Raw genomic sequence first — 21113 nt, 5'->3', positions numbered from 1 at the left:
CTTCCACCACCCTTTCACTACTCAATTAGTGAAAGGGTGGTTGTCCGCGTGGTCGACTACCGCATCGACCGGCGCTCCGGCGTCGCCACCTACGTGCAGATCGTCCAGCAGACCAAGCAGGCCCTGCGACTGGGCCTCCTCGAACCCGGCGACAAGCTGCCCACGGCCCGCGAGGTCGTGGAGGCCACCGCCATCAACCCGAACACCGTGCTCAAGGCGTACCGCGAACTGGAGCGCGAGGGCCTCGTCGAGGCCCGCCGCGGTCTCGGCACCTTCGTCCGCCGCACCCTCGGCGCCGGTGTCCAGGCCGCCGACACGCCCCTGCGCGCCGAACTCGACGACTGGGCGAAGCGCGCCCGGGCGGCGGGACTCGGCCGCGAGGACGTCGACGCGCTCTTCACCGCCGTACTAGACGAGCACTTCCCGAAGGGGGACCAGTGAGTTCCACCAGCGCCACCCCGGCCGTCGCCCTGGAGGCGTCCGGCCTGGGCAAGCGGTACGGCAGACGGCCCGCCGCCCTCGACGGCTGCTCGTTCCGGCTGCCCACGAGCCGCATCAGCGCACTGGTCGGCCCCAACGGCGCCGGCAAGTCCACGCTCCTCGCCATCGCCGCCGGCCTGCTGCGACCCACCTCCGGCACGCTCACCGTCCTCGGCGAAGCGCCCGGCGCGGCCCGCGACCGGATCTCCTACCTCGCCCAGAACAAACCGCTGTACCCCCAGCTGACCATCGCCGAGACCCTGCGCATGGGCGCCGAGCTCAACCCGGCCCGCTGGGACGCCGCCTGCGCCGCCCGGATCGTCGAGCAGGGCGACCTCGACCCCAAGTCCCGCATTCGCGGACTCTCCGGCGGTCAGCGCACCCGCGTCGCGCTCGCCCTCGCGCTCGGCAAACGGCCCGAACTGATGCTCCTCGACGAGCCGATGGCCGACCTCGACCCGCTCGCCCGACACGAACTGATGGGCACTTTGATGGCCGACGCCGCCGAGCACGGCACCACCGTGCTGATGTCCTCGCACATCGTCGCCGAACTCGCCGACGCCTGCGACCACCTGCTGCTCCTGGGCGGCGGCCGGGTCCGGCTCGGCGGGGGCATCGACGACCTGCTCGCCGCACACACCCTGGTGACCGGCCGCGGCACCCCTGCCGACCTGGCCCCGCACACGGTGATCGAGTCCCGTACCGCGGGCCGCGGCCTGACCGCCCTGATCCGCCGCGACGGCCCCGTCGGCGAGGGCTGGGCGGCCGAGGAGCCCTCACTGGAGGAACTGCTGCTCGCCCACCTGCGCGCCCCCGAGGCCCCGGCCCTGCTCACCCCGGGCACCACCGCGACCGCCGAGGCGGTGACCGCATGAGCACCGCGACCCTGCGAGAGACTCCCGCCGCCGCCACGGTGACGACGGCACCGCGCGGCCTGGTCCGCACCGTCCTGCGCCTGCACCGCGGCGCCCTGTGGATCTGGCTCGCCTTCGTGGCCGGCACCACGGGTTTCCTGCTCTGGCTCCTCGGCCCCGGCGCCCACACCGCGCAGCGCGCGCTCGCCACCTACGGCTACTCCGGGCTCATCAGGGCCAACGGCTCGGCGGACGAGTACAGCAGCCTGTTCTACTACCCCGACACCCTGATCACCCTGGCCTCCTTCGCCATCGCCCTGTTCGCCGGCGGCCCGCTGATCGCCCGTGAACTGGAGAGCGGCACCGCACAGCTCGCCTGGACCCAGTCGGTCTCCCCGGCCCGCTGGCTCACCGCCAAGCTCGCCGTGCCCGCGGCCTTCATCGTCCTCGGCACCTGCCTGCTCACCGCGGTGTACCGGCAGCTGTGGTCCGCCCACGGCAATCTGCTGATCGCCGGCATCGGCCCCCGCTCCCTCTACTTCTCCCTCGGCCCGGCCACCGTCGCCGCGCCGCTGCTCGGCCTCGCCCTCGGCGTCCTCGTCGGCCTCGCCGTCCGCCGCACCCTGCCCGCGCTCGCCTTGAGCGGGTTCGCGTACTTCCTGGTCTACGCCTTCCGCGGCAACCACTGGCCCTTCCAGGGCCGCTACCAGCAGCCGGAGCTGTACTCCCGCAGCCGGGCGTTCACCTCCGCCGGCGCCGAGATCCGCGATCCCGGGTGCTACGACGACAAGGCATGCCTCGCGAAGCACGACGTCGTCCGCTTCACCCGCGAGTACCTGCCGTCCTCCGACTACTGGCCCCGCCAGCTCCTGGAGACCGGCGTCCTGCTCGCCCTCACCGCCGTGGCCGTCGCCCTCGCGTTCGCTCTCCTGCGCCGGCGGGCGGCCGCCGGATGACCCTGTCCGTCCTGCCGAGGGGGCTCGCCCGGAGCGTGCTGCGGCTGCACCGCACGGCGCTGATCGTGTAAGCCGTCTTCGTCGCCGGCTCGGTCGGCTACCTGGTGTGGCTGACCGAGGTCACCGCCGACTCCGCGTACGCGGCCCTGGACGCCTGTCCCAGAGGCGAAGCCTGCGGGCTCGGGGCCGCGTACGCCTACAGCACGGCGATGGGCTGGATCAGTACGGTCATGTACTACAGCTTCTGGGCCGTCGCCGCCTGGGCGGGCGGCGCGCTCATCGGCCGCGAGCTGGAGAGCGGCACCGCGCGGCTCGCCTGGTCGCAGGGTGTCTCCCCGGCGCGCTGGCTCACCGCCAAGCTCGCCCTGCCGGCGGTCGCCCTCGTCCTCGGCGGCGCGGTGTTCGTGCCCGTCCACCGCTGGGCCCGGTCGGCGCACCGGGACCTGATGGGCGACCACCTGCTCTTCAACGACGTGTTCACCGACCACGGGCCGCTGGTGGTGGCGTACGGCCTGTGCGCGCTCGCGGTCGGCACGCTCACCGGGCTGCTGCTGGGCCGCCCGCTGCCCGCCCTCGCGATCTCGGTAGCCGCGACGACGCTCCTCAACCGCACCCCGGAACACCTCCGCCCCGACCCCCTGCCCCGCTCCGACTTCTGGCCCGCCCACCTCACCGAAACCGGCCTCGTCCTCGCCATCACCGCCCTGGCAACCACCGCCGCCTTCAGCCTCCTGCACCACCGCACAGCCTGACCCTCGGTCCCCATACACAGACGCCCACCCACCCCCCGAACCCCGGACACGGCCCAGGCCCACACGCAGACCGCGGACGCCCGCCCCCACCCCCCGGCCCACACCCTGCGCACCTAGACGGCCACCGCCGCTCCCGCCCCCAGGCCGCACGCCCCCGACCATGACAAAGACGCACACACAGACCCGGGGACATCCCCAAACCCCGGACACGACCCAGACCCGCACGCACACCGCGAACGCCCGCCCCACCCCCCAGCCCCCTCCCCACGCACCTAGACGGCCACCGCCGCTCCCGCCACCGCGCCAGGGCCCCCGACCACGAAACGGACGCACACACAGACCCGGGGACACCCCCGAACCCCGGACACGACCCAGGCCCGCACGCGGGCGCCCGAGACACACCCCGGACCCCGGCGTCCCGCACCGCCGCCTCACCCCCCCGTGGCCCCAACCGCACGGCCCCCGCCTGGACACCCACGGGCCCCCGCATCTACACCGCGTGCCCTCACTTCCTCGCACGGCCCGCCCCACCCAAGAGAGACCCGCGGCCCCCATACCCAGAAGCCCAGGCCACCCGCCCCGCCCCCTCCCGACCCAGCCACCACCCCCATCCGCCCCTCACTCCCCCACACCCCCTGACACCCCCACCACACGCCCCTCCGACCCGGCCAGGGCCCCGCGCCCCCGGCACACAGACGCCCGGGAGCCGTCCCCCGATATCCCGAACGCCATGTCGCCGTAACCGTTGGTTCAGACAGGCTTGCGAGGCTCACCGAATGAAGCCCGCTGTGCCAGAGCCTTCGCCGCCGCCCGAGGGGGCAGCGAGGAACGGGAACCTCCCGGTCGCCGCCGTGCTCCCACTCGCTGCATCCGACGCGCCCGTTTCGCTCCCGGCGCGGAAGAATGGGGGCATGAGCCAGTCGAACAGTCAGGCAGAGGTCCAGCACGTGCAGCCCTCCGTGGGCTCCATAGCCGCGCATCGACCGCACACCGTGTCGGCCACCGTCTCCGATCTGGAGCCCGACCTCGACGCCGATCTCGACGCGTACGAGGAGGTCCCGGTCGACGGGGCCGCCCAGCTCCCGCAGGGTCGTTTCCTCGACCGGGAGCGCAGCTGGCTCGCGTTCAACGAGCGAGTCCTGGAACTCGCCGAGGACCCGAACACCCCCCTCCTGGAACGCGCGAACTTCCTCGCGATCTTCGCCAGCAACCTGGACGAGTTCTTCATGGTCCGGGTGGCCGGACTGAAGCGCCGTATCGCCACCGGCGTCGCCACCCGCTCCGCCTCCGGCCTCCAGCCGCGCGAGGTCCTGGAGATGATCTGGGCCCGCTCCCGCGAGCTGATGGCCCGGCACGCCGCCTGCTACCACGAGGACGTCGCCCCCGCACTCGCGGAGGAGGGCATCCACCTGGTCCGCTGGAGCGAACTCCAGGAGAAGGAGCAGGCCCGCCTCTTCACCCTGTTCCGGCACCAGATCTTCCCGGTCCTGACCCCCCTCGCGGTCGACCCGGCGCACCCCTTCCCGTACATCTCCGGCCTGTCGCTGAACCTGGCCGTGATCGTGCGCAACCCGGTCAACGGCAAGCGCCACTTCGCCCGGGTCAAGGTCCCGCCGCTGCTGTCCCGCTTCCTGGAGTCCTCCCCCGGCCGCTACGTCCCCATCGAGGACGTCATCGCGGCCCACCTGGAGGAGCTGTTCCCGGGCATGGAGGTGCTGGAGCACCACACCTTCCGGGTCACCCGCAACGAGGACCTGGAGGTCGAGGAGGACGACGCCGAGAACCTCCTCCAGGCCCTGGAGAAGGAGCTCATGCGGCGCCGCTTCGGCCCGCCGGTGCGCCTGGAGGTCGAGGAGTCCATCGACCGCGAGGTGCTGGACCTGCTGGTGCGCGAGCTGAAGATCTCCGAGGCGGAGGTCTACCCGCTCCCCGGCCCCCTCGACCTCACCGGCCTCTTCCGCATCGCCGGCCTCGACCGCCCCGAGCTGAAGTACCGCAAGTTCGTCGCCGGCGTCCACCGCGACCTGGCGGAGGTCGAGTCGGCTTCCGCGCCCGACATCTTCGCGTCCCTGCGCGCCCGCGACGTCCTGCTGCACCACCCCTACGACAGCTTCTCGACGTCCGTCCAGGCCTTCCTCCAGCAGGCCGCCGACGACCCGGACGTCCTCGCCATCAAGCAGACCCTGTACCGCACTTCGGGCGACTCCCCGATCGTCGACGCCCTCATCGACGCCGCCGAGGCCGGCAAGCAGGTCCTCGTGCTGGTCGAGATCAAGGCCCGCTTCGACGAGCACGCCAACATCAAGTGGGCGCGCAAGCTGGAGGAGGCGGGCTGCCATGTCGTCTACGGCCTGGTCGGCCTGAAGACCCACTGCAAGCTGTCCCTGGTGGTCCGTCAGGAGGGCGACACGCTACGGCGGTACAGCCACGTAGGCACCGGCAACTACCACCCGAAGACCGCCCGGCTGTACGAGGACCTGGGTCTGCTCACCGCCGACCCGCAGGTGGGCGCGGACTTGTCCGACCTGTTCAACCGGCTGTCCGGCTACTCGCGCCGGGAGACCTACCGCCGCCTCCTAGTGGCCCCCAAGTCCCTGCGCGACGGCCTCATTTCACGCGTGAACAAGGAAATCCAGCACCACCGCGCAGGACGTCCGGCCTTCATCCGCATCAAGGTCAACTCCATGGTGGACGAGGCCCTCATCGACTCGCTCTACCGCGCGTCCCAGGCGGGCGTGCCGGTCGACGTCTGGGTGCGCGGCATCTGCGCGATCCGCCCGAACGTCACGGGCCTGTCCGAGAACATCCGGGTCCGCTCGATCCTCGGCCGGTTCCTCGAACACTCCCGGGTCTTCGCCTTCGGCAACGGCGGCGAGCCCGAGGTGTGGATCGGCAGCGCCGACATGATGCACCGCAACCTCGACCGCCGGATAGAGGCACTGGTCCGGGTCACCGATCCGGCCCACCGGGCAGCCCTGAACCGGCTGCTGGAGACCGGGATGTCCGACACCACCGCGTCCTGGCACCTCGGCCCGGACGGTGAGTGGACCCGGCACGCCACGGACGCGGACGGCCAACCCCTGCGCAACGTCCAGGAGATGCTCATAGACGCCCGGAGGCGCCGGCGTGGCACAGCAACACCTTGAACCGACGGAACCCGTGTCCGGGCACCTCGGGCCGTCCCCCACCGGGGACGCCCTCGCGGGCTACCTGCGGTCCCAGGCCACGGAGTTCCTCCGCGCCCTGCGCCAGCACCGCGAATCGGGCGGTACGGCGGCGGGCGCGGAGGACCCCGTCGACGCGGTCCGGGCCCTGCGCCGCTCGGTCCGCCGCGTCAGCGCCAGCCTCCACACCTTCCGCCCCCTCCTGGACCCCGACTGGTCGGAGTCCCTCCGCCCGGAACTGGCGTGGCTCTCCGGCACGTTGGGCATGGAGCACGCGTACGAGTCCCGCCTGGAGCGGCTGTTGCTGGCGCTGCACAGGCTGTCGGGCGCGGCGTTCCCCACCCAACCGGCCACTGTCGGCGGCGGCTCAGCGGCAGCCACGGCGTCGTCCTCCCCCGACCGCGGCAACCTCACCGTGGGCGCGGCGAAGGCGGGCGCCCTCCTGGACCGCCAGCTCACCCTCGCCCGCACCCGCGCCCACTCGACCGCCCTCCAGGCCCTCGGCTCCTCCCGCTTCCACGCGGTGGCCGACAGCATCGCCGTACTGGCCAGCGAGGTCCCCTTGACGAGAACGGCCGTCACCACCGACATCCGGCCCCTGGCCGGCGCGGCCCAGGAGCGCCTGGAGGACGCGGTGTCCGCTCTCCCCCTGGTCACCGCGGGCAGCCCCTACAACGCCGAGGCCCTCATCCACGGCCTCTCCCCGGACCCCTCCCCCCACCCCCAGGACGCCCCCTGGCACCAGGTCCGCCTTCTCCTTCGGCTGCACCGGTACGCGCGCGAGGTCCTGACCTCCTCGGTGGACGTACGGCTCCTCACGGCGGGCCAGTGCCTGGACCGCCACCGGGACGCCTCGGAGGCCGCGTCCGCGGCCGCCGCCGCGGCCCGCACCCCCCGCATCGCGCCGGCCACCGCCTACGCCCTGGGCGTCCTGCACGCCGACCAGCGTCACGAGGTGGAGGCCGCCCGGTTCGCGTTCCAGCAGTGCTGGCAGAAGCAGGCGGTGAGTACATGACCCGTCCCGTTGACGACGACTCCGTCGTCCAGGCAGCCGGCTGCGTCCTGTGGCGACGCTCACCGGTCGACGGCGACCTTGAGATCTGCCTGGTCCACAGGCCGAAATACGACGACTGGTCGCACCCCAAGGGCAAGTTGAAGCGCGAGGAGGACGCCCTCGCCGGCGCGCTGCGCGAGGTCGAGGAGGAGACGGGCTGCACCGCCGAGCCCGGCACCGAGCTGCCCACCGTCCACTACATGGCCAACGGCCGCCCCAAACGGGTCCGTTACTGGGCGGCCGAGGCAACCGGAGGCCACTTCACCCCGAACGACGAGGTGGACCGCATCCTGTGGCTCTCCCCCGCCGCGGCCCGCAGCCGTCTGACGCAGTACCGCGACCGCACCCTGATCGACGAGCTGCTGCCGTTCTAGCCTCCGTCCGCATGCCCCTGCGCGTCCGCCCGCGCCTGGCTGCGGGCTCTGCGCGCCGGTCCGCGCCAGCCGCAGGTGCACCGGGCCAGGCAGAAACGGCCTTGTTCCACCATCTGCGTGTGGTGGGCCGGTCGGTCGGAGGGAGCTGGGGGGGTCCTGTCCTGCTGCGCCACTCCGACAACGTTACCCAGCTCGGGTAAAGCCCCGGTATGCGCGTGACGACCCCTCCTACCCGTCGTTAAGCGAGCGACAGGGGGTCCTTGACGGACGTATCGGCTGGGGGTTGGCGGCGATGGCGGAGCGGCAGCAGAGGCAGGCCGGCGGGTCGGTCCTCGTCGCGGCGGTGCTCATGGCCTGCGCCTGCGCCACCGGTTGTTCGGGAACCGGCGCGGCCCTGGACGACTCACGGGCGGCCGACCCGGTCGGGATCCTGCGCCGGGCCGCCGACACCCTGGTGGACGCGGGCAGTTCGAAGACCCGTACGTCGATGGAGATGGCCACCGGCGGCACCCGGGTCACCATTCGCGGCGAGGGTGTGTACGACTACCAGGAGCGCCTCGGCCGGCTGAAGGTGATGCTGCCGCAGGACCCGGCCGGCACCAGCGAGCACCGGCCGATCACCGAACTCCTCGCCCCCGGAGCCCTGTTCATGAAGAACCGGGGCGCGGGTGTGCCCGCCGACAAGTGGGTGCGCGTCGACACCACGACTCTCTCCGACGGCAATCTCGTCACCGGCGGGGCCACCGATCCGCTCGCCGCGGCCGAGGTGCTGCGCGGGACCAGGACGGCGACGTACGTGGGCGCGACCGAGCTCGCCGGGACCGAGGTGCGGCACTACCGGGGCACGGCGGATCTGGCCGACGCGGCGAAGGGCGCGGCCGGCGCCAACAAGGGTGTGCTGGCCGCGGCGGCGAAAGGGTTCGCCACGGCCGCGGTGCCGTTCGACGTCTACCTCGACGGCCAGGGCCGTATCCGCAAGATCCGCCACTGCTTCAGCTTCGTCAACGGACAGCGGCACGGCACCGTCGCGGTCGCCTCGACGACGCTGCTGTTCGACTTCGGGGTCGCCACGGACGTACGGCTGCCGACCGCCCGGGACATCTACGCCGGCAAGATCGCCGAGGGGTGAGCGGTCGTGACGGGTGTCAAGAACTAGCCCGTCCGTGCCATGCGCGGTGCGTACGCCGCTCCCTACTCTAGGAAGTCGGTAACGGCAGAGAAGAGGTGATGCGCGTGGCTCCGGTCGGCGGTACGGCGGTTCAGGACCACGTGGCCCTCGCCGAGATCGAACTGTGCGGAGAGCTGATCATCGCGGCGTCGGCCGCCGACGACCGGCTCAGCCTGGAGAGCATCGACGAGGTGCTGAAAGTGGCCGAGGAACGCGCGGACGCCCCCGGCCGGTGAGCCGGGGGCGCCTGTTCCGTCGCGGGGAAGGCCGGATCACGTCCGCAGCAGACGGCCGATGGCCTTCGTCGCCTCCTCGACCTTCGCGTCGATCTCGGCGCCGCCCTTGACGGCCGCATCGGCGACGCAGTGCCGCAGGTGTTCCTCCAGGAGCTGCAGCGCGAAGGACTGCAGGGCCTTGGTGGAGGCGGACACCTGCGTGAGTATGTCGATGCAGTAGACGTCCTCGTCGACCATCCGCTGCAGGCCCCGGATCTGGCCCTCGATCCGGCGCAGGCGCTTGAGGTGTTCGTCCTTCTGCTTGTGGTAGCCGTGCGTGGTGGGCTCGTGGGTCTCGTGGGGGCTGGTTTCCGCCACTGTCTCGGAGGGCGCCGTGGCGCCGGCCTCGGTCGTCGTCATCGCGTCCTCCACATCACGGCCACAACCCTGAGGGAATCACATACCCCTCCTGGGTATATCGTACCGAAGTTTCCCGGGTATAGGGCCTGCGGACGGCCCCCGTGCCAACCACTGTGCCCGATGGGCGACACTGGGGGACGGCCCATTAGCCGTGGCCGGATGATGCACTTAGCATCACCCTGACCGAAACCGATGCACCCCGAGGACCCCTTGTGCGCTTTCGTCTGACCCCCAGGGAGACGAGCTTCTACGACATGTTCGCCGCCTCCGCGGACAACATCGTCACGGGCTCGAAGCTCCTGATGGAACTGCTCGGGGCGGACACCGCCGGCCGGGCCGAGATCGCAGAGCGTATGCGGGCCGCGGAACACGCCGGTGACGACGCCACCCACGCGATCTTCCACCAGTTGAACTCCTCGTTCATCACGCCGTTCGACCGCGAGGACATCTACAACCTGGCGTCCTCCCTCGACGACATCATGGACTTCATGGAGGAGGCCGTCGACCTGGTCGTCCTCTACAACGTCGAGGAGCTCCCCAAGGGCGTCGAGCAGCAGGTCGAGGTGCTCGCGCGGGCCGCCGAACTCACGGCCGAGGCCATGCCGAACCTGCGGACCATGGACAACCTCACCGAGTACTGGATCGAGGTCAACCGGCTGGAGAACCAGGCGGACCAGATCCACCGCAAGCTGCTCGCCATGCTGTTCAACGGCAAGTACGAGGCCATCGAGGTCCTCAAGCTCAAGCAGATCGTGGACGTCCTCGAAGAGGCCGCGGACGCGTTCGAGCACGTGGCGAACACGGTGGAGACCATCGCCGTCAAGGAGTCCTGAACCCCTCCATGGACACCTTCGCTCTGGTCGTGACCATCCTGGTCGCGCTCTTCTTCACGTACACGAACGGCTTCCACGACTCGGCGAACGCGATCGCGACCTCGGTGTCGACACGGGCGCTGACGCCGCGCGCCGCACTGGCGATGGCGGCGGTCATGAACCTGGCGGGAGCCTTTCTCGGCTCCGGGGTCGCCAAGACCGTCAGTGAGGGCTTGATCGACGCGCCGGAGGGCTCCAAGGGGATGGGAATCCTCTTCTCCGCCCTGGTCGGCGCGATCGTGTGGAACCTCGTCACCTGGTACTTCGGACTGCCCTCCTCGTCCTCGCACGCGCTGTTCGGCGGCCTGGTGGGAGCCGCGCTCGCGGGCGGCACCGAGGTGATCTGGAACGGCGTGCTCGACAAGGTCGTCATCCCGATGTTCCTCTCACCGGTCGTCGGTCTGGTCGCCGGTTACCTGGTGATGACGGCGATCATGTGGCTCTTCCGGCGGGCCAACCCGCACAAGGCCAAGCGCGGTTTCCGGATAGCGCAGACCGTGTCCGCGGCCGGCATGGCCCTCGGACACGGCCTCCAGGACGCCCAGAAGACCATGGGTGTCGTGGTGATGGCCCTGGTGATCTCCGGCCACGAGACCTACGGCGACCCGATCCCGGTCTGGGTGAAGATCGCCTGCGCGGTGATGCTGTCGCTGGGCACGTACGCGGGTGGCTGGCGCATCATGCGCACGCTGGGCCGGAAGATCATCGAGCTCGATCCGCCGCAGGGCTTCGCCGCCGAGACGACCGGCGCGGCGATCATGTTCACCACCGCGTACCTGTTCAAGGCGCCGGTGTCGACGACCCATGTCATCACCTCGGCGATCATGGGCGTCGGGGCCACCAAGCGCGTCAACGCGGTCCGCTGGGGCGTCGCCAAGAACATCGTCCTCGGCTGGTTCATCACCATGCCGGCGGCGGCGATCGTGGCGGCCTGCTGCTTCGGCATCGTGAACCTGCTGTTCCTGTAGGCGCCCGGCCGGGTGTACGACAACGGGCCCGCCCCCGGAATCCGGGGGCGGGCCCTCTGTGTCCTCGCGGTGGCACCGCCATGCAGCACCGCGAGGGGTCTTCAGGGGATACGGCTCAGCCGAAGCGGCCCGAGATGTAGTCCTCGGTGGCCTGGACCGACGGGTTGGAGAAGATCCGCTCCGTCTCGTCGATCTCGATCAGCTTGCCGGGCTGCCCGACCGCGGCCAGGTTGAAGAAGGCCGTACGGTCCGAGACCCGGGCCGCCTGCTGCATGTTGTGCGTCACGATGACGATCGTGAAGCGCTCCTTCAGCTCACCGATCAGGTCCTCGATGGCGAGCGTGGAGATCGGGTCCAGGGCCGAGCAGGGCTCGTCCATGAGCAGGACCTTGGGCTCCACCGCGATCGCGCGGGCGATGCACAGACGCTGCTGCTGACCACCGGAGAGACCCGAACCCGGCTTGTTCAGCCGGTCCTTGACCTCGTTCCAGAGGTTCGCGCCCTTGAGGGACTTCTCGACGACGTCCGACAGTTCCGACTTCTTGTACGAGCCGTTCAGGCGCAGGCCCGCCGCCACGTTGTCGAAGATCGACATCGTGGGGAACGGATTCGGGCGCTGGAAGACCATGCCCACCTCGCGGCGGACGGACACGGGGTCGATGCCCTGGCCGTACAGGTCCTCGTCGTCGAGGAGCACCTTGCCCTCGACCCGGCCGCCCGAGGTGACCTCGTGCATCCGGTTGAGCGTGCGCAGGAACGTCGACTTGCCGCAGCCGGAGGGGCCGATGAAGGCCGTCACCGAGCGGGGCTCGACGGTCATCGAGATGTCTTCGATCGCCTTGTGGGAGCCGTAGTAGGCGGTGAGCCCGCTTACGTCGATTCGCTTGGCCATGTCTTCTTCACTTCCAGATCAGTCGCTGAGGGGGTCACGCCCGGCGGAGCCGGAAATTGTCGCCTTAGCGACCGGTCTTCGGGGCCTTCCAGCGGGCGATGCCGCGAGCCACCAGATTCAGGATCATCACGAAGGCGATCAGCGTCAGGGACGCCGCCCACGCACGGTCGTACGCCGCACCGGCGCCCGCGCTGTTCGCGTACTGCTGATAGATGTACAGCGGAAGCGACTGCTGCGCACCCTCGAAGGGGTTGGCGTTGATGATCGAGTTGCCCCAGACCAGGAGCAGCACCGGCGCGGTCTCGCCCGCGATACGGGCGATCGCCAGCATGATGCCCGTGGTGATGCCGCCGATGGAGGTCGGCAGGACCACCTTCAGGATGGTCCGCCACTTCGGGATGCCCAGTGCCAGGGACGCCTCGCGCAGCTCGTTCGGGACGAGCTTGAGCATCTCCTCCGTGGAGCGGACGACGACCGGCATCATCAGGATGGCCAGGGCGAGCGACCCGGCGAAGCCGAAGGGCTGCATGTCGAACATCAGCATGATCGAGAGGATGAACAGACCCGCGACGATCGACGGGATGCCCGTCATGACGTCGACGAAGAACGTGACGGCCTTGGCGAGGTTTCCGCGCCCGTACTCGACCAGGTAGATCGCGGTGAGCACACCGATCGGCGCCGCGATCAGGGTGGCGAGGGCGACCTGCTCCAGGCTGCCGAGGATGGCGTGGTAGATACCGCCGCCCGGCTCGGAGTCCGAGATCAGGCCCATCGAGTGGGTCAGGAAGTAGAAGTCGAGGACCTTCACACCGCGCGAGACCGTCGACCACACCAGGGAGACCAGCGGGACGACCGCGAGGAGGAAGGCGACCCAGACCAGAGCCGTCGCGACCCGGTCCTTGGCCTGGCGGCGGCCCTCCACGCGGGCCGCGATGACGTACGTGCCGAGGACGAACAGGACCCCGGCCATCAGGGCCCACTGGATGCTGCTGTTCAGGCCTGCCGCCGCGCTGATGCCGAGGCCGAGGGCGACGGAGCCGGCGGCGATGGCGTACGGGGCCCACTTGGGGAGGCTGGCGCCGCGCAGGGTGCTGGGGCGCTTCTCGGCGATTGCGGTGCTCATGCGTTGGCCCCCGAGTACTCCTTGCGACGCGCGATGATCATGCGGGCCGCGCCGTTGACCAGCAGGGTGATGACGAACAGGACGAGACCGGAGGCGATCAGCGCGTCCCGGCCCAGCTCGCTGGCCTCACCGAACTTGCTGGCGATGTTCTGGGCGAAGGTGCCGCCGCCCGGGTCGAGCAGGCTGGCCTGGATGTCGAAGGTCGGGGAGAGCACGGTGGCCACGGCCATGGTCTCGCCGAGCGCGCGGCCGAGGCCGAGCATCGAGGCGGAGATCACACCGGAGCGGCCGAAGGGGATCACCGCCATGCGGATGACCTCCCAGCGGGTGGCGCCGAGCGCCAGGGCCGCCTCTTCGTGCATCTGCGGGACCTGGCGGAAGACCTCGCGGCTCACGTTGGTGATGATCGGCAGGATCATGATGGCCAGCAGGATGCCGACGGTGAGCATCGACCGGGGTGCCCCGCCCTGCCAGGAGAAGATGCCGGTCCAGCCGAGGTAGTCGTTGAGCCAGCCGTAGAGGCCGTTCATGTGCGGTACGAGGATCAGGGCGCCCCAGAGGCCGTACACGATGGACGGCACGGCGGCGAGCAGGTCGATCACGTATGAGATCGGGCCGCTCAGCCTGCGCGGGGCGTAGTGCGTGAGGAACAGCGCGATGGCGACCGCGATCGGGACCGCGATGACCATGGCGATGATCGAGGAGACGATCGTGCCGAAGACCAGGACCGCGATGCCGAACTTCGGCGGGATGAGCTGGGTGTTCCACTCGAACGTGGTGAAGAAGTCCGCCTCGTCCTTGCTGATCGCGATCGAGGCGCGGTAGGTGAGGAAGCCGGCGATGGCGGCCATGATCACCAGGAGCAGGATGCCCGACCCGCGGGACAGACCGAGGAAGATCCGGTCACCGGGACGGGTGGCGCCACGGGCCGCGCGCTTCTGCTCGGGCGCGGGGATGTGGGGTGCGGGGGGAGGTGCGTCTGTTATCTGTGTGGTGTCCATCGGGTTCTCCGGTCTGCTGAGCCCCACGCGAGGTGCGGCTCCTGGCGGCGGTGCACCGGACGGTGCGGTCCGGACCGGCACCCTCGACGGGGAGCTCGGGCCGGACCGCACACTCAGGTCAGCTCAGGCTCTCGATGGTGGTGCGAACCTTGGCGATGATGTCGTCGGGGATCGGGGCGTAGTCGTTGTCCGCGAGGACCTTCTGGCCGTCCTCGGAGGCGGTGTAGCGCAGGAACGCCTTGGTGGCGGCCAGGGTGTCGGCCTTGTTGCCCTTGTCGCAGACGATCTCGTACGTGACGAGGACCATCGGGTAGGCGCCGTCGGCCTTGGTCCCGTAGTTGAGCTCCAGCGCCAGGTCGGAGCCGGTGCCGACGACCTTGGCGTCCGCGATGGCCTTGGTGGCGTTCTCGACGGTGGGCGGGACCGCGGCGGAGGCACCGGTGTCGATGCTGACCGGCGTGATGCCGTCCTTGGCGTAGGAGAGCTCGAAGTAGCCGATGGCGCCGTTGGTCTGCTTCACCTGCTGGGCGACACCGGAGGACTGCGCGGCGGACTGGCCGCCCTTGGCCACCCAGGTCTTGCCGTGCTCGTAGGGCCAGTCGCTCTTGGCGGTGGCGATCAGGTACTTGGTGAAGTTGTCCGTGGTGCCGGAGTCGTCCGAGCGGTGGAACGCCTGGATCTTCAGGTCCGGCAGCTTCACGCCCGGGTTCAGCTTGGCGATCGCCGGGTCGTTCCACTTGGAGATCTTGGCGTTGAAGATCTTGGCGATGGTCGGCGCGTCCAGCGTGAGCTTGTCGACACCGGAGATGTTGATGCCGAGGGCGATCGGGCCGCCGACCATCGGGAGGTCGATGCCCTGGCCGCCGGAGCAGACCTTCTTGGAGGCCGTGACCTCTTCGGGCTTCAGCGCGGAGTCGGAACCCGCGAAGGCGACCTGGCCGTTGTTGAACGCGGTGACGCCCGCGCCGGAACCGCCGCCCTTGTAGTTGATCTGCACGCCACAGGCCTGCGTGAACTGCTTGACCCAGGCGTCGATCGCGTTCTTCTGCGCGGAGGAGCCGTCGGCGAGGAGCTGGCCCTTGGCGTCGTCACACTTGATGTTGCCCGCGGCGGCCGTGGCGGACGCGCTGCTGCCGCTGCCACCGCTCGTGTCGTCGGAGCCGCACGCCGTGAGGGCCAGGGCGCCGGAGACGGCGAGAGCACCGAAGGCGAGGGCCCGCCGGTTCTTGCGCTGAAGCTTCACTTGAGTTCCTTCCGGGAGCCGCCGTCCTGAATCCGGCGGCGTGCGCGAAGTCTGGGTGACGCGGATGCGCGTTCGAGGCACACCACGCATCGCGTAAGGCCGAAATTAGGCAGATCAGGTGAAGGCGTTTATGGCCGGAAGTGAACGCAGGGTGAACCCCTGCAGAAGGTGCGGTGAGGTCACGGAACGCTTACATCGAGGGCACAGTGTGATTCCGGAACCCACCCGGGAACCCTCACCCCCACAGTCCCGTCTCGTTCCACGGAAGCCGACGAGGCCGACGGAAGGCAAGGACACATGGAACGGCGTACGTTCATCGGGGCCGGCGCGGCCGCGATCACAGCAGTGGCCACGACCGCGTGCGACAGCGGAAGCAGCGCCGACGCCACGCAGAGCACCGTCGGCAGGTCTCTATCCTCCCGTACGCCCGCCACCTCCGCGAACTGGACCGCCCTCGCCCACGACCTGGACGGCCCCCTGGTCCGCCCCGGCGAGGCGAACTGGGCGACGGCGCGGCAGCTCTACAACACCCGCTTCGACTCGCTGCAGCCCGCGGCGGTGGCGTACGTGGCGCACGCCGACGACATCCGCACCACGCTCGCCTACGCCCGCGCCCACGGCGTGCGGGTGGCGATCCGCAACGGCGGCCACTCCTACGCCGGCTGGTCCTCGGGAAACAACCGGCTGATCGTCGATGTCTCGAAGCTGAACCGCGTCCGCGCCTCGGGCGGCACCGCCGTGGTCGGCGCCGGTGCCAAGCTGATCGACGTCTACCGGGCCCTCACCGCGAAGGGCGTGACGATCCCGGCGGGCTCCTGCCCGACCGTGGGCGTCTCCGGCCTGGTGCTCGGCGGGGGTCACGGCGTGGCCTCCCGGGCCTACGGGCTCACCTGCGACAGCCTCACCCAGGCCACCCTGATCACGGCCGACGGCAAGCAGCTCACCGCGAGCGCCACCACGAACACGGACCTCTTCTGGGCCCTGCGCGGCGCGGGCAACGGCAACTTCGGCGTGGTGACCGAACTGCACTTCAAGACCCACCCGGCCCCGCAGGGCGTGACCGCGTACGCGACCTGGCCGTGGTCCAAGGCCGCCGCCGTGGTGAAGGCCTGGCAGGAGTGGGGTCCCGGCCAGCCCGACGAGATCTGGTCCTCCTGCCACCTGGAGAACGGCGGCTCGCCCTCGGTGGCGGTCGCGGCCTTCTCCATGGGCACCTACGGCGAACTCCAGAACGCGCTCGACCGCCTGGCCGACCGGATCGGCTCACCGGCCCGCAGCGTCAGCCTCCGGCGGCACTCCTACGAGAGCGCGATGGAGGCGTACGCGGGCTGCTCGTCCTTCTCCACGGACGCCAAGTGCCACCTGCCCGGCTCCACCCCGAACCGCAACCCGCAGGGCGCCCTCGGCCGGGAGACCTACGCGGCCCACTCCGACTTCTTCGACCGCTCGCTGTCCGCGGCCGGCATCCAGACCCTCCTGAGGCAGGTCGCCGCGGTCCGGGGCGGCTCGGGCAGCATCGCCCTGACCGCCCTCGGCGGCGCGGTCAACCGCGTCTCGCCCACGGCCACGGCCTTCGTCCACCGCCGCTCCCGCATGCTGGCGCAGTACATAGGGTCCTGGCGGGCGGGCACGACGGGCACGGCGGTCCAGTCCTGGCTGACGGGAGCCCACGACGCGATGAAGCCGTACGCCTCGGGAGCGGCCTACCAGAACTACACGGACCCGACGCTGAGGGACTGGCGGAAGGCTTATTACGGCGAAGCGGCGACCAAGCTCGCCAAGGTGAAGAAGGAGTACGACCCGCAGGGGTTCTTCACGTTCCCGCAGGCGCTGTAGCCGTTCCCCGCTACGCGGCGAGGTCCCGCTCGGAGGCCGCGGCGTCCTGCCGGGCTCCGGGGATCACCGAGGCCCCCCGCCCGGCCCCGCGCGCGCGAATCAGCCACGCGCCTTTCGAGGAGCGTTCGACGGCCTTCAGCAGCGGCGTCAGAAGGGCCATGGCGAGCGGCGACAACAGCAGGGCCACGGCCGTTCCGAGCGCGAACCCGCCGATGACGTCGGTCGGATAGTGCACTCCCATGTAGACCCGGCAGAAGCCTTCGAGCAGCGCCAGCGCGATTCCGACGAGCCCGAACTTCCGGTTGGCCACGAACAGCCCGACGGCCATCGCCATGGTGATCGTCGCGTGGTCGCTCACGAAGGAGTAGTCGGTCTTCCCGGAGACCAGGACCTCAAGCCCCTCATGGGTCCGGAACGGCCGGGGCCGCTCGACGAACCCCCTTATGGGCACGTTCACCAGCACGGCCAGCGCGGCGGCGAGCGGCGCCCACACCAGCGCGGCCACGGAGGACGCGGCGTCCTCGCCCCCGCGCCGGCGCCCGGCCCACCAGCACCAGAGGATGAGCAGCACCATTCCGAGCAGGATGCCGTACTCCCCGACGTACTCCATGACCCGGTCGAACCAGTGCGGTGCGTCCTTGGCCAGGCCGTTGATGTCGTAGAGCAGGTCGACGTCGGGGTTCGACCCGGATTCGGCGAGAACAGCCATGGTGCTGCGGCCCCTTCGTCGTCTTTCCCGGCGTACCCATGTGCGCTCGGCTACGCCCCCAGGAACGCACGGCTCCCGTTAATACGTTCCACACTCCACTGAATGATCACGCAGACGTTATCGAAGAGAGATACATCGCCGCAGCTCAGGGGGTGGGTTTCACGCTCGGTCACACCGTGGTGGGCAACGCTTTCGCGCCATCTTCGGTGACCCGGGTGGCGCCGAAGTACTCAGAAGTGTCGATCGGGTCGAACCGGATCACAGCACCTGTTCTCGGTGCGTCGATCATGTATCCGCCGCCCACATAAATCCCCACATGATGGATGGCACGCGAATTTGTCGGGTCCTTGGAGAAGAACACCAGGTCCCCCGGCAACAGTTCACTTCTGGCCGGATGCGGGCCCGCGTTGTACTGATCGTTCGCGACGCGCGGCAGCGTGATGCCGACACTCTCGTACGAGGCCTGCGTCAGCCCCGAACAGTCGAAGCGCCCGTTCTGCGCCGCGGTACCGGTTCCGCCCCACAGATAAGGCGTCCCGAGCTTCTTCTGCGCGTAGTAGATGGCACCGGCGGCCTGCTGGGAGGGATCGACCCGGCTCACGGGCGCCGCGAAACTCTCCTCCAGCGTCGTGATGGTCTTCACGTAGTTCTGGGTTTCCTTGTACGGCGGCACGCCCCCGTACTTGATGACCGCGTACGCGCCCGCGTTGTAGGAGGCGAGCATGTTCTCGGTGATGTTCCCCGGGACGTCCTTCACATAGGACGCGAGCGAGCAGTCGTAGGAAGCCGCCGAGGGAATCGCGTCGTTGGGATCCCAGACGTCCTTGTCGCCGTCCCCGTCCCCGTCGACCCCGTGCGTGGCCCAGGTCCCGGGAATGAACTGCGCTATTCCCTGCGCCGCCGCGGCGCTCTGGGCCTTGGGGTTGAATCCGCTCTCCTGGTAGAGCTGGGCGGCGAGCAGGGCCGGGTTGATCGCGGGGCAGAGGTTGCCCCACTTCTGCACGAGGGGCTGGTACGCGGCCGGAACGGCCCCCTTGGCCAGCGCCCTGGTGGCCCCGCCGACCCCGTTGGCCAGGTTGCCCGCGACGACGTAGACCCCCACGACGAGCAGCATCACGAAGCTGAGCCCCGCCCCGAGAACGGCGCCCGCCACCAGCCACGCCTTACGCACCGTCAACCGCCCCTCGCCCGCCGGGAGTCCGCCCGGGTCAGTCTAGGAGCTTCCCCGAAGGAAACCGGGGTACTCGGCGGGGTCGGCGCAAAGATCAGCGGACCGCGTCACGGTGGAGCGCGCGGGCCTCTGCCCCGAGCACCACGCTGTACGACACGTCGGGCGTCGCCCCGCCCCCCTCGTGGCCGCCCACCACCCCCACGACCTGTCCGTCCCCGTTCACCCAGGGACTGCCGCTGGTACCCCCCGTGAAGTCGGGGCACGCTATTCGCTGCTGTGTGCGGCTGTGCACGGTCGGCTTGTTGGTGCAGCTGATCGGCACGTCACGGGAGGAGGGGTACCCGATGACGGTGACGGCGGTGGCCCCGGTGGCGGTGCCGGTCGCGAAACCGTTCCCGCCGACGACGTCCTGGACCTTCCCCTCCACCGTGGCGAAGGCGACGTCGCTGTCCTCGTCCTGCCCCTTGGACCACCCCTCGGGCAGGTACCGCGTCCGCACCTTCCATCTGCCGTACGGCGCCTTGCCGTTCCGGTATCCGGGCACGAACACGAGGTCGTCGTCGCCGTCGAGACAGTGCGCGGCGGTGACGAGGAGGTCCCGGTGCGCGCTGCGGACGACGGAGGCGGTGCAGTGGTGCTGTCCGCCGTTGAACAGGGGTCCCACGCGGGCGGTCGGCGAGTTCGCCGCGGCGACCGTCGTCACCCCGAAGGGCCCCGCCCCGTCGTCGGCGGCCGCCTCTGAGGCGGAGGTGACGGTGAGCAGGACAGCGGCGGCGTGGAGAGCGAGACGTGGCGTGCGCTTCACGGAAGAAAGCATTCCGCACGAAGGTGAGAAACGCATCAAGCGGAGGTTTCGCGACGGTGCGGTTTCGCGAGGGCCCTGGGCGGGTGTGGATCCCGCGCCCCGGGGCAGCCGAGCCCCGACGACAGGGGCCGGGCCCGGGAGGCTGGCGTGTTCGACGGATTCGAACTGAAGCGGTGCGAGGGCGAGGACGGCGTCCGGCTGCGCGTGCGGCACGGCGGCAGCGGACCCGCCGTGCTGCTCCTGCACGGGCACCCCCGTACGCATGCCACCTGGCACCGTGTCGCCCCGCTGCTGGCCGCGGCGGGCCACACCGTCGTCTGCCCCGATCTGCGCGGCTACGGCCGTTCCGACAAGCCCGCGACCGACCCGGAACACCGGCCGTACTCCAAACGGGCGATGGCCGGCGACTGCCTCGCGGTCATGCGCCGGCTCGGGCACGAGCGGTTCGCGGTCGTCGGGCACGACCGGGGCGCGTACGTGGCCACCCGCCTCGCCCTGGACCACCCCGAGGCGGTGTCCGCCGTCAGCGTGCTGGACGCGATCCCCATCGGGGAGGCCCTGCGCCGCTGCGACGCCGGCTTCGCCGCGAGCTGGTGGCACTGGTTCTTCCTCGGCCAGACCGCCAAGCCCGCCGAACGCGTCATCAACGCCGACCCCGACGCCTGGTACACGGCCACGCCCGAGCAGATGGGCGCCGAGGCGTACGAGGACTACCGGCAGGCGATCCACGACCCGGCCACCGTGCACGCCATGTGCGAGGACTACCGGGCCGGCCTCGGTGTCGACCGCGAGCACGACGACGCCGACCGGCGGGCCGGCAGGCGCATCGACCGCCCGCTCCAGATCCTGTGGGCCACACGTGACGACATGGCCGACCTCTACGGCGACGTCCTGGCCGTCTGGCGCGACTGGGCGTCCGGCCACCTGGAGGGCGGTCCGATCGACTCGGGACACCACATGGCCGAGGAGGCGCCGGAGGCTCTCGCGGGCGCACTGCGCGCGTTCTGGGAGAAGGCCGGCCACCCGGCCTGGGCTCCCTGAGATTCAGGTACCGGG

At 70.4% G+C, this 21113-nt stretch carries 21 protein-coding genes; 13 read left to right on the top strand and 8 right to left on the bottom strand.

Annotated elements, in window-relative coordinates; all coding sequences use genetic code 11:
• Nucleotides 1-48: 48 nt before the first annotated feature.
• From H293_RS0137505 to H293_RS59340, 9 genes are all read left to right on the top strand, one after another.
• Nucleotides 49-441, top strand: a complete 393-nt coding sequence (locus H293_RS0137505; protein ID WP_020122934.1) for a GntR family transcriptional regulator — start codon at nt 49-51, stop codon at nt 439-441.
• Nucleotides 438-1355 (top strand): ABC transporter ATP-binding protein, encoded by a 918-nt coding sequence (locus tag H293_RS0137500; protein ID WP_020122933.1) that lies wholly within the window; start codon nt 438-440, stop codon nt 1353-1355. The genes H293_RS0137505 and H293_RS0137500 overlap by 4 nt, the downstream gene beginning before the upstream one ends.
• Complete coding sequence (locus tag H293_RS0137495) at nt 1352-2290, top strand: hypothetical protein (RefSeq protein WP_020122932.1); 939 nt, start codon at nt 1352-1354, stop codon at nt 2288-2290. The genes H293_RS0137500 and H293_RS0137495 overlap by 4 nt, the downstream gene beginning before the upstream one ends.
• 104 nt (nt 2291-2394) lie before the next feature.
• A complete protein-coding gene (locus H293_RS53070) occupies nt 2395-3042 on the top strand; it encodes a hypothetical protein (RefSeq protein WP_020122931.1) in 648 nt (215 codons plus the stop codon).
• Nucleotides 3043-3953: 911 nt separating this feature from the next.
• Nucleotides 3954-6188 (top strand): RNA degradosome polyphosphate kinase, encoded by a 2235-nt coding sequence (locus tag H293_RS0137485; RefSeq protein WP_020122930.1) that lies wholly within the window; start codon nt 3954-3956, stop codon nt 6186-6188.
• A complete protein-coding gene (locus tag H293_RS0137480) occupies nt 6169-7221 on the top strand; it encodes a CHAD domain-containing protein (protein WP_028808531.1) in 1053 nt (350 codons plus the stop codon). The genes H293_RS0137485 and H293_RS0137480 overlap by 20 nt, the downstream gene beginning before the upstream one ends.
• Nucleotides 7218-7634 (top strand): NUDIX hydrolase, encoded by a 417-nt coding sequence (locus H293_RS0137475; RefSeq protein ID WP_020122928.1) that lies wholly within the window; start codon nt 7218-7220, stop codon nt 7632-7634. Before H293_RS0137480 ends, H293_RS0137475 begins: the two co-directional genes overlap by 4 nt.
• Before the next feature lie 292 nt (nt 7635-7926).
• Nucleotides 7927-8763, top strand: coding sequence for an SCO4651 family lipoprotein (locus H293_RS0137470; protein WP_020122927.1), 837 nt, complete (start codon nt 7927-7929; stop codon nt 8761-8763).
• 98 nt (nt 8764-8861) lie between these two features.
• Nucleotides 8862-9038 (top strand): hypothetical protein, encoded by a 177-nt coding sequence (locus H293_RS59340; RefSeq protein WP_020122926.1) that lies wholly within the window; start codon nt 8862-8864, stop codon nt 9036-9038.
• 36 nt (nt 9039-9074) lie between these two features.
• Here H293_RS59340 and H293_RS0137460 read toward each other — a convergent pair whose 3' ends face one another.
• On the bottom strand, nt 9075-9437 hold the full coding sequence (locus tag H293_RS0137460; RefSeq protein ID WP_028808530.1) for a metal-sensitive transcriptional regulator: 363 nt from the start codon (nt 9435-9437) through the stop codon (nt 9075-9077).
• A 212-nt stretch (nt 9438-9649) separates the two neighbouring features.
• Here H293_RS0137460 and H293_RS0137455 point away from each other — a divergent pair, with 212 nt between their 5' ends.
• Entirely contained in the window at nt 9650-10270 is a 621-nt protein-coding gene (locus H293_RS0137455) for a DUF47 domain-containing protein (RefSeq protein WP_020122925.1), read from the top strand.
• Nucleotides 10271-10278: 8 nt separating this feature from the next.
• A complete protein-coding gene (locus H293_RS0137450; RefSeq protein ID WP_020122924.1) occupies nt 10279-11277 on the top strand; it encodes an inorganic phosphate transporter in 999 nt (332 codons plus the stop codon).
• A gap of 115 nt (nt 11278-11392) precedes the next feature.
• Here H293_RS0137450 and pstB read toward each other — a convergent pair whose 3' ends face one another.
• The 4 genes from pstB to pstS form a co-directional block, all read right to left on the bottom strand.
• Nucleotides 11393-12169, bottom strand: a complete 777-nt coding sequence (gene pstB / locus H293_RS0137445; RefSeq protein WP_007383025.1) for a phosphate ABC transporter ATP-binding protein PstB — start codon at nt 12167-12169, stop codon at nt 11393-11395.
• 64 nt (nt 12170-12233) lie between these two features.
• On the bottom strand, nt 12234-13292 hold the full coding sequence (gene pstA / locus H293_RS0137440; RefSeq protein WP_020122923.1) for a phosphate ABC transporter permease PstA: 1059 nt from the start codon (nt 13290-13292) through the stop codon (nt 12234-12236).
• A complete protein-coding gene (gene pstC, locus H293_RS0137435; protein WP_020122922.1) occupies nt 13289-14293 on the bottom strand; it encodes a phosphate ABC transporter permease subunit PstC in 1005 nt (334 codons plus the stop codon). The genes pstA and pstC overlap by 4 nt, the downstream gene beginning before the upstream one ends.
• Before the next feature lie 118 nt (nt 14294-14411).
• Nucleotides 14412-15536 (bottom strand): phosphate ABC transporter substrate-binding protein PstS, encoded by a 1125-nt coding sequence (pstS, locus tag H293_RS0137430; protein WP_020122921.1) that lies wholly within the window; start codon nt 15534-15536, stop codon nt 14412-14414.
• A gap of 297 nt (nt 15537-15833) precedes the next feature.
• Between pstS and H293_RS0137425 the strand changes: the two genes are divergently transcribed.
• Nucleotides 15834-17372: an FAD-binding oxidoreductase gene (locus tag H293_RS0137425; RefSeq protein ID WP_020122920.1), complete on the top strand. Its 1539-nt coding sequence runs from the start codon at nt 15834-15836 to the stop codon at nt 17370-17372.
• Between the two features lie 10 nt (nt 17373-17382).
• On the opposite strand, the gene H293_RS0137420 is transcribed toward H293_RS0137425, so the two are convergent.
• The 3 genes from H293_RS0137420 to H293_RS0137410 all read right to left on the bottom strand — a co-directional run bounded on the left by H293_RS0137420 (nt 17383) and on the right by H293_RS0137410 (nt 20057).
• Complete coding sequence (locus H293_RS0137420; protein WP_020122919.1) at nt 17383-18081, bottom strand: phosphatase PAP2 family protein; 699 nt, start codon at nt 18079-18081, stop codon at nt 17383-17385.
• A gap of 169 nt (nt 18082-18250) precedes the next feature.
• Entirely contained in the window at nt 18251-19258 is a 1008-nt protein-coding gene (locus H293_RS0137415) for a C40 family peptidase (RefSeq protein WP_020122918.1), read from the bottom strand.
• A gap of 88 nt (nt 19259-19346) precedes the next feature.
• Nucleotides 19347-20057, bottom strand: coding sequence for a trypsin-like serine peptidase (locus H293_RS0137410; RefSeq protein WP_020122917.1), 711 nt, complete (start codon nt 20055-20057; stop codon nt 19347-19349).
• Nucleotides 20058-20204: 147 nt separating this feature from the next.
• Between H293_RS0137410 and H293_RS0137405 the strand changes: the two genes are divergently transcribed.
• The gene (locus H293_RS0137405) at nt 20205-21098 is read left to right on the top strand and encodes an alpha/beta fold hydrolase (protein ID WP_020122916.1); all 894 of its coding nucleotides are present in this window, start codon (nt 20205-20207) and stop codon (nt 21096-21098) included.
• Nucleotides 21099-21113: the final 15 nt, after the last annotated feature.

The organism is Streptomyces canus 299MFChir4.1 (assembly GCF_000383615.1).
Classification (GTDB): domain Bacteria; phylum Actinomycetota; class Actinomycetes; order Streptomycetales; family Streptomycetaceae; genus Streptomyces; species Streptomyces canus_C.
Note: the sequence above shows the minus strand (reverse complement) of the source record. Positions and strands in the feature narration are given on the sequence as shown.

Bases quoted from the DNA above. Each gene is read 5' to 3' on its own strand.
- H293_RS0137495 (WP_020122932.1), top strand. From the start codon at position 1,352: ATGAGCACCGCGACCCTGCGAGAGACTCCCGCCGCCGCCACGGTGACG.
- H293_RS0137485 (WP_020122930.1), top strand. From the start codon at position 3,954: ATGAGCCAGTCGAACAGTCAGGCAGAGGTCCAGCACGTGCAGCCCTCC.
- H293_RS0137475 (WP_020122928.1), top strand. From the start codon at position 7,218: ATGACCCGTCCCGTTGACGACGACTCCGTCGTCCAGGCAGCCGGCTGC.
- H293_RS0137470 (WP_020122927.1), top strand. From the start codon at position 7,927: ATGGCGGAGCGGCAGCAGAGGCAGGCCGGCGGGTCGGTCCTCGTCGCG.
- H293_RS59340 (WP_020122926.1), top strand. From the start codon at position 8,862: ATGCGCGTGGCTCCGGTCGGCGGTACGGCGGTTCAGGACCACGTGGCC.
- H293_RS0137460 (WP_028808530.1), bottom strand. From the start codon at position 9,437: ATGACGACGACCGAGGCCGGCGCCACGGCGCCCTCCGAGACAGTGGCG.
- H293_RS0137450 (WP_020122924.1), top strand. From the start codon at position 10,279: ATGGACACCTTCGCTCTGGTCGTGACCATCCTGGTCGCGCTCTTCTTC.
- pstB (WP_007383025.1), bottom strand. From the start codon at position 12,169: ATGGCCAAGCGAATCGACGTAAGCGGGCTCACCGCCTACTACGGCTCC.
- pstA (WP_020122923.1), bottom strand. From the start codon at position 13,292: ATGAGCACCGCAATCGCCGAGAAGCGCCCCAGCACCCTGCGCGGCGCC.
- pstC (WP_020122922.1), bottom strand. From the start codon at position 14,293: ATGGACACCACACAGATAACAGACGCACCTCCCCCCGCACCCCACATC.
- H293_RS0137425 (WP_020122920.1), top strand. From the start codon at position 15,834: ATGGAACGGCGTACGTTCATCGGGGCCGGCGCGGCCGCGATCACAGCA.
- H293_RS0137420 (WP_020122919.1), bottom strand. From the start codon at position 18,081: ATGGCTGTTCTCGCCGAATCCGGGTCGAACCCCGACGTCGACCTGCTC.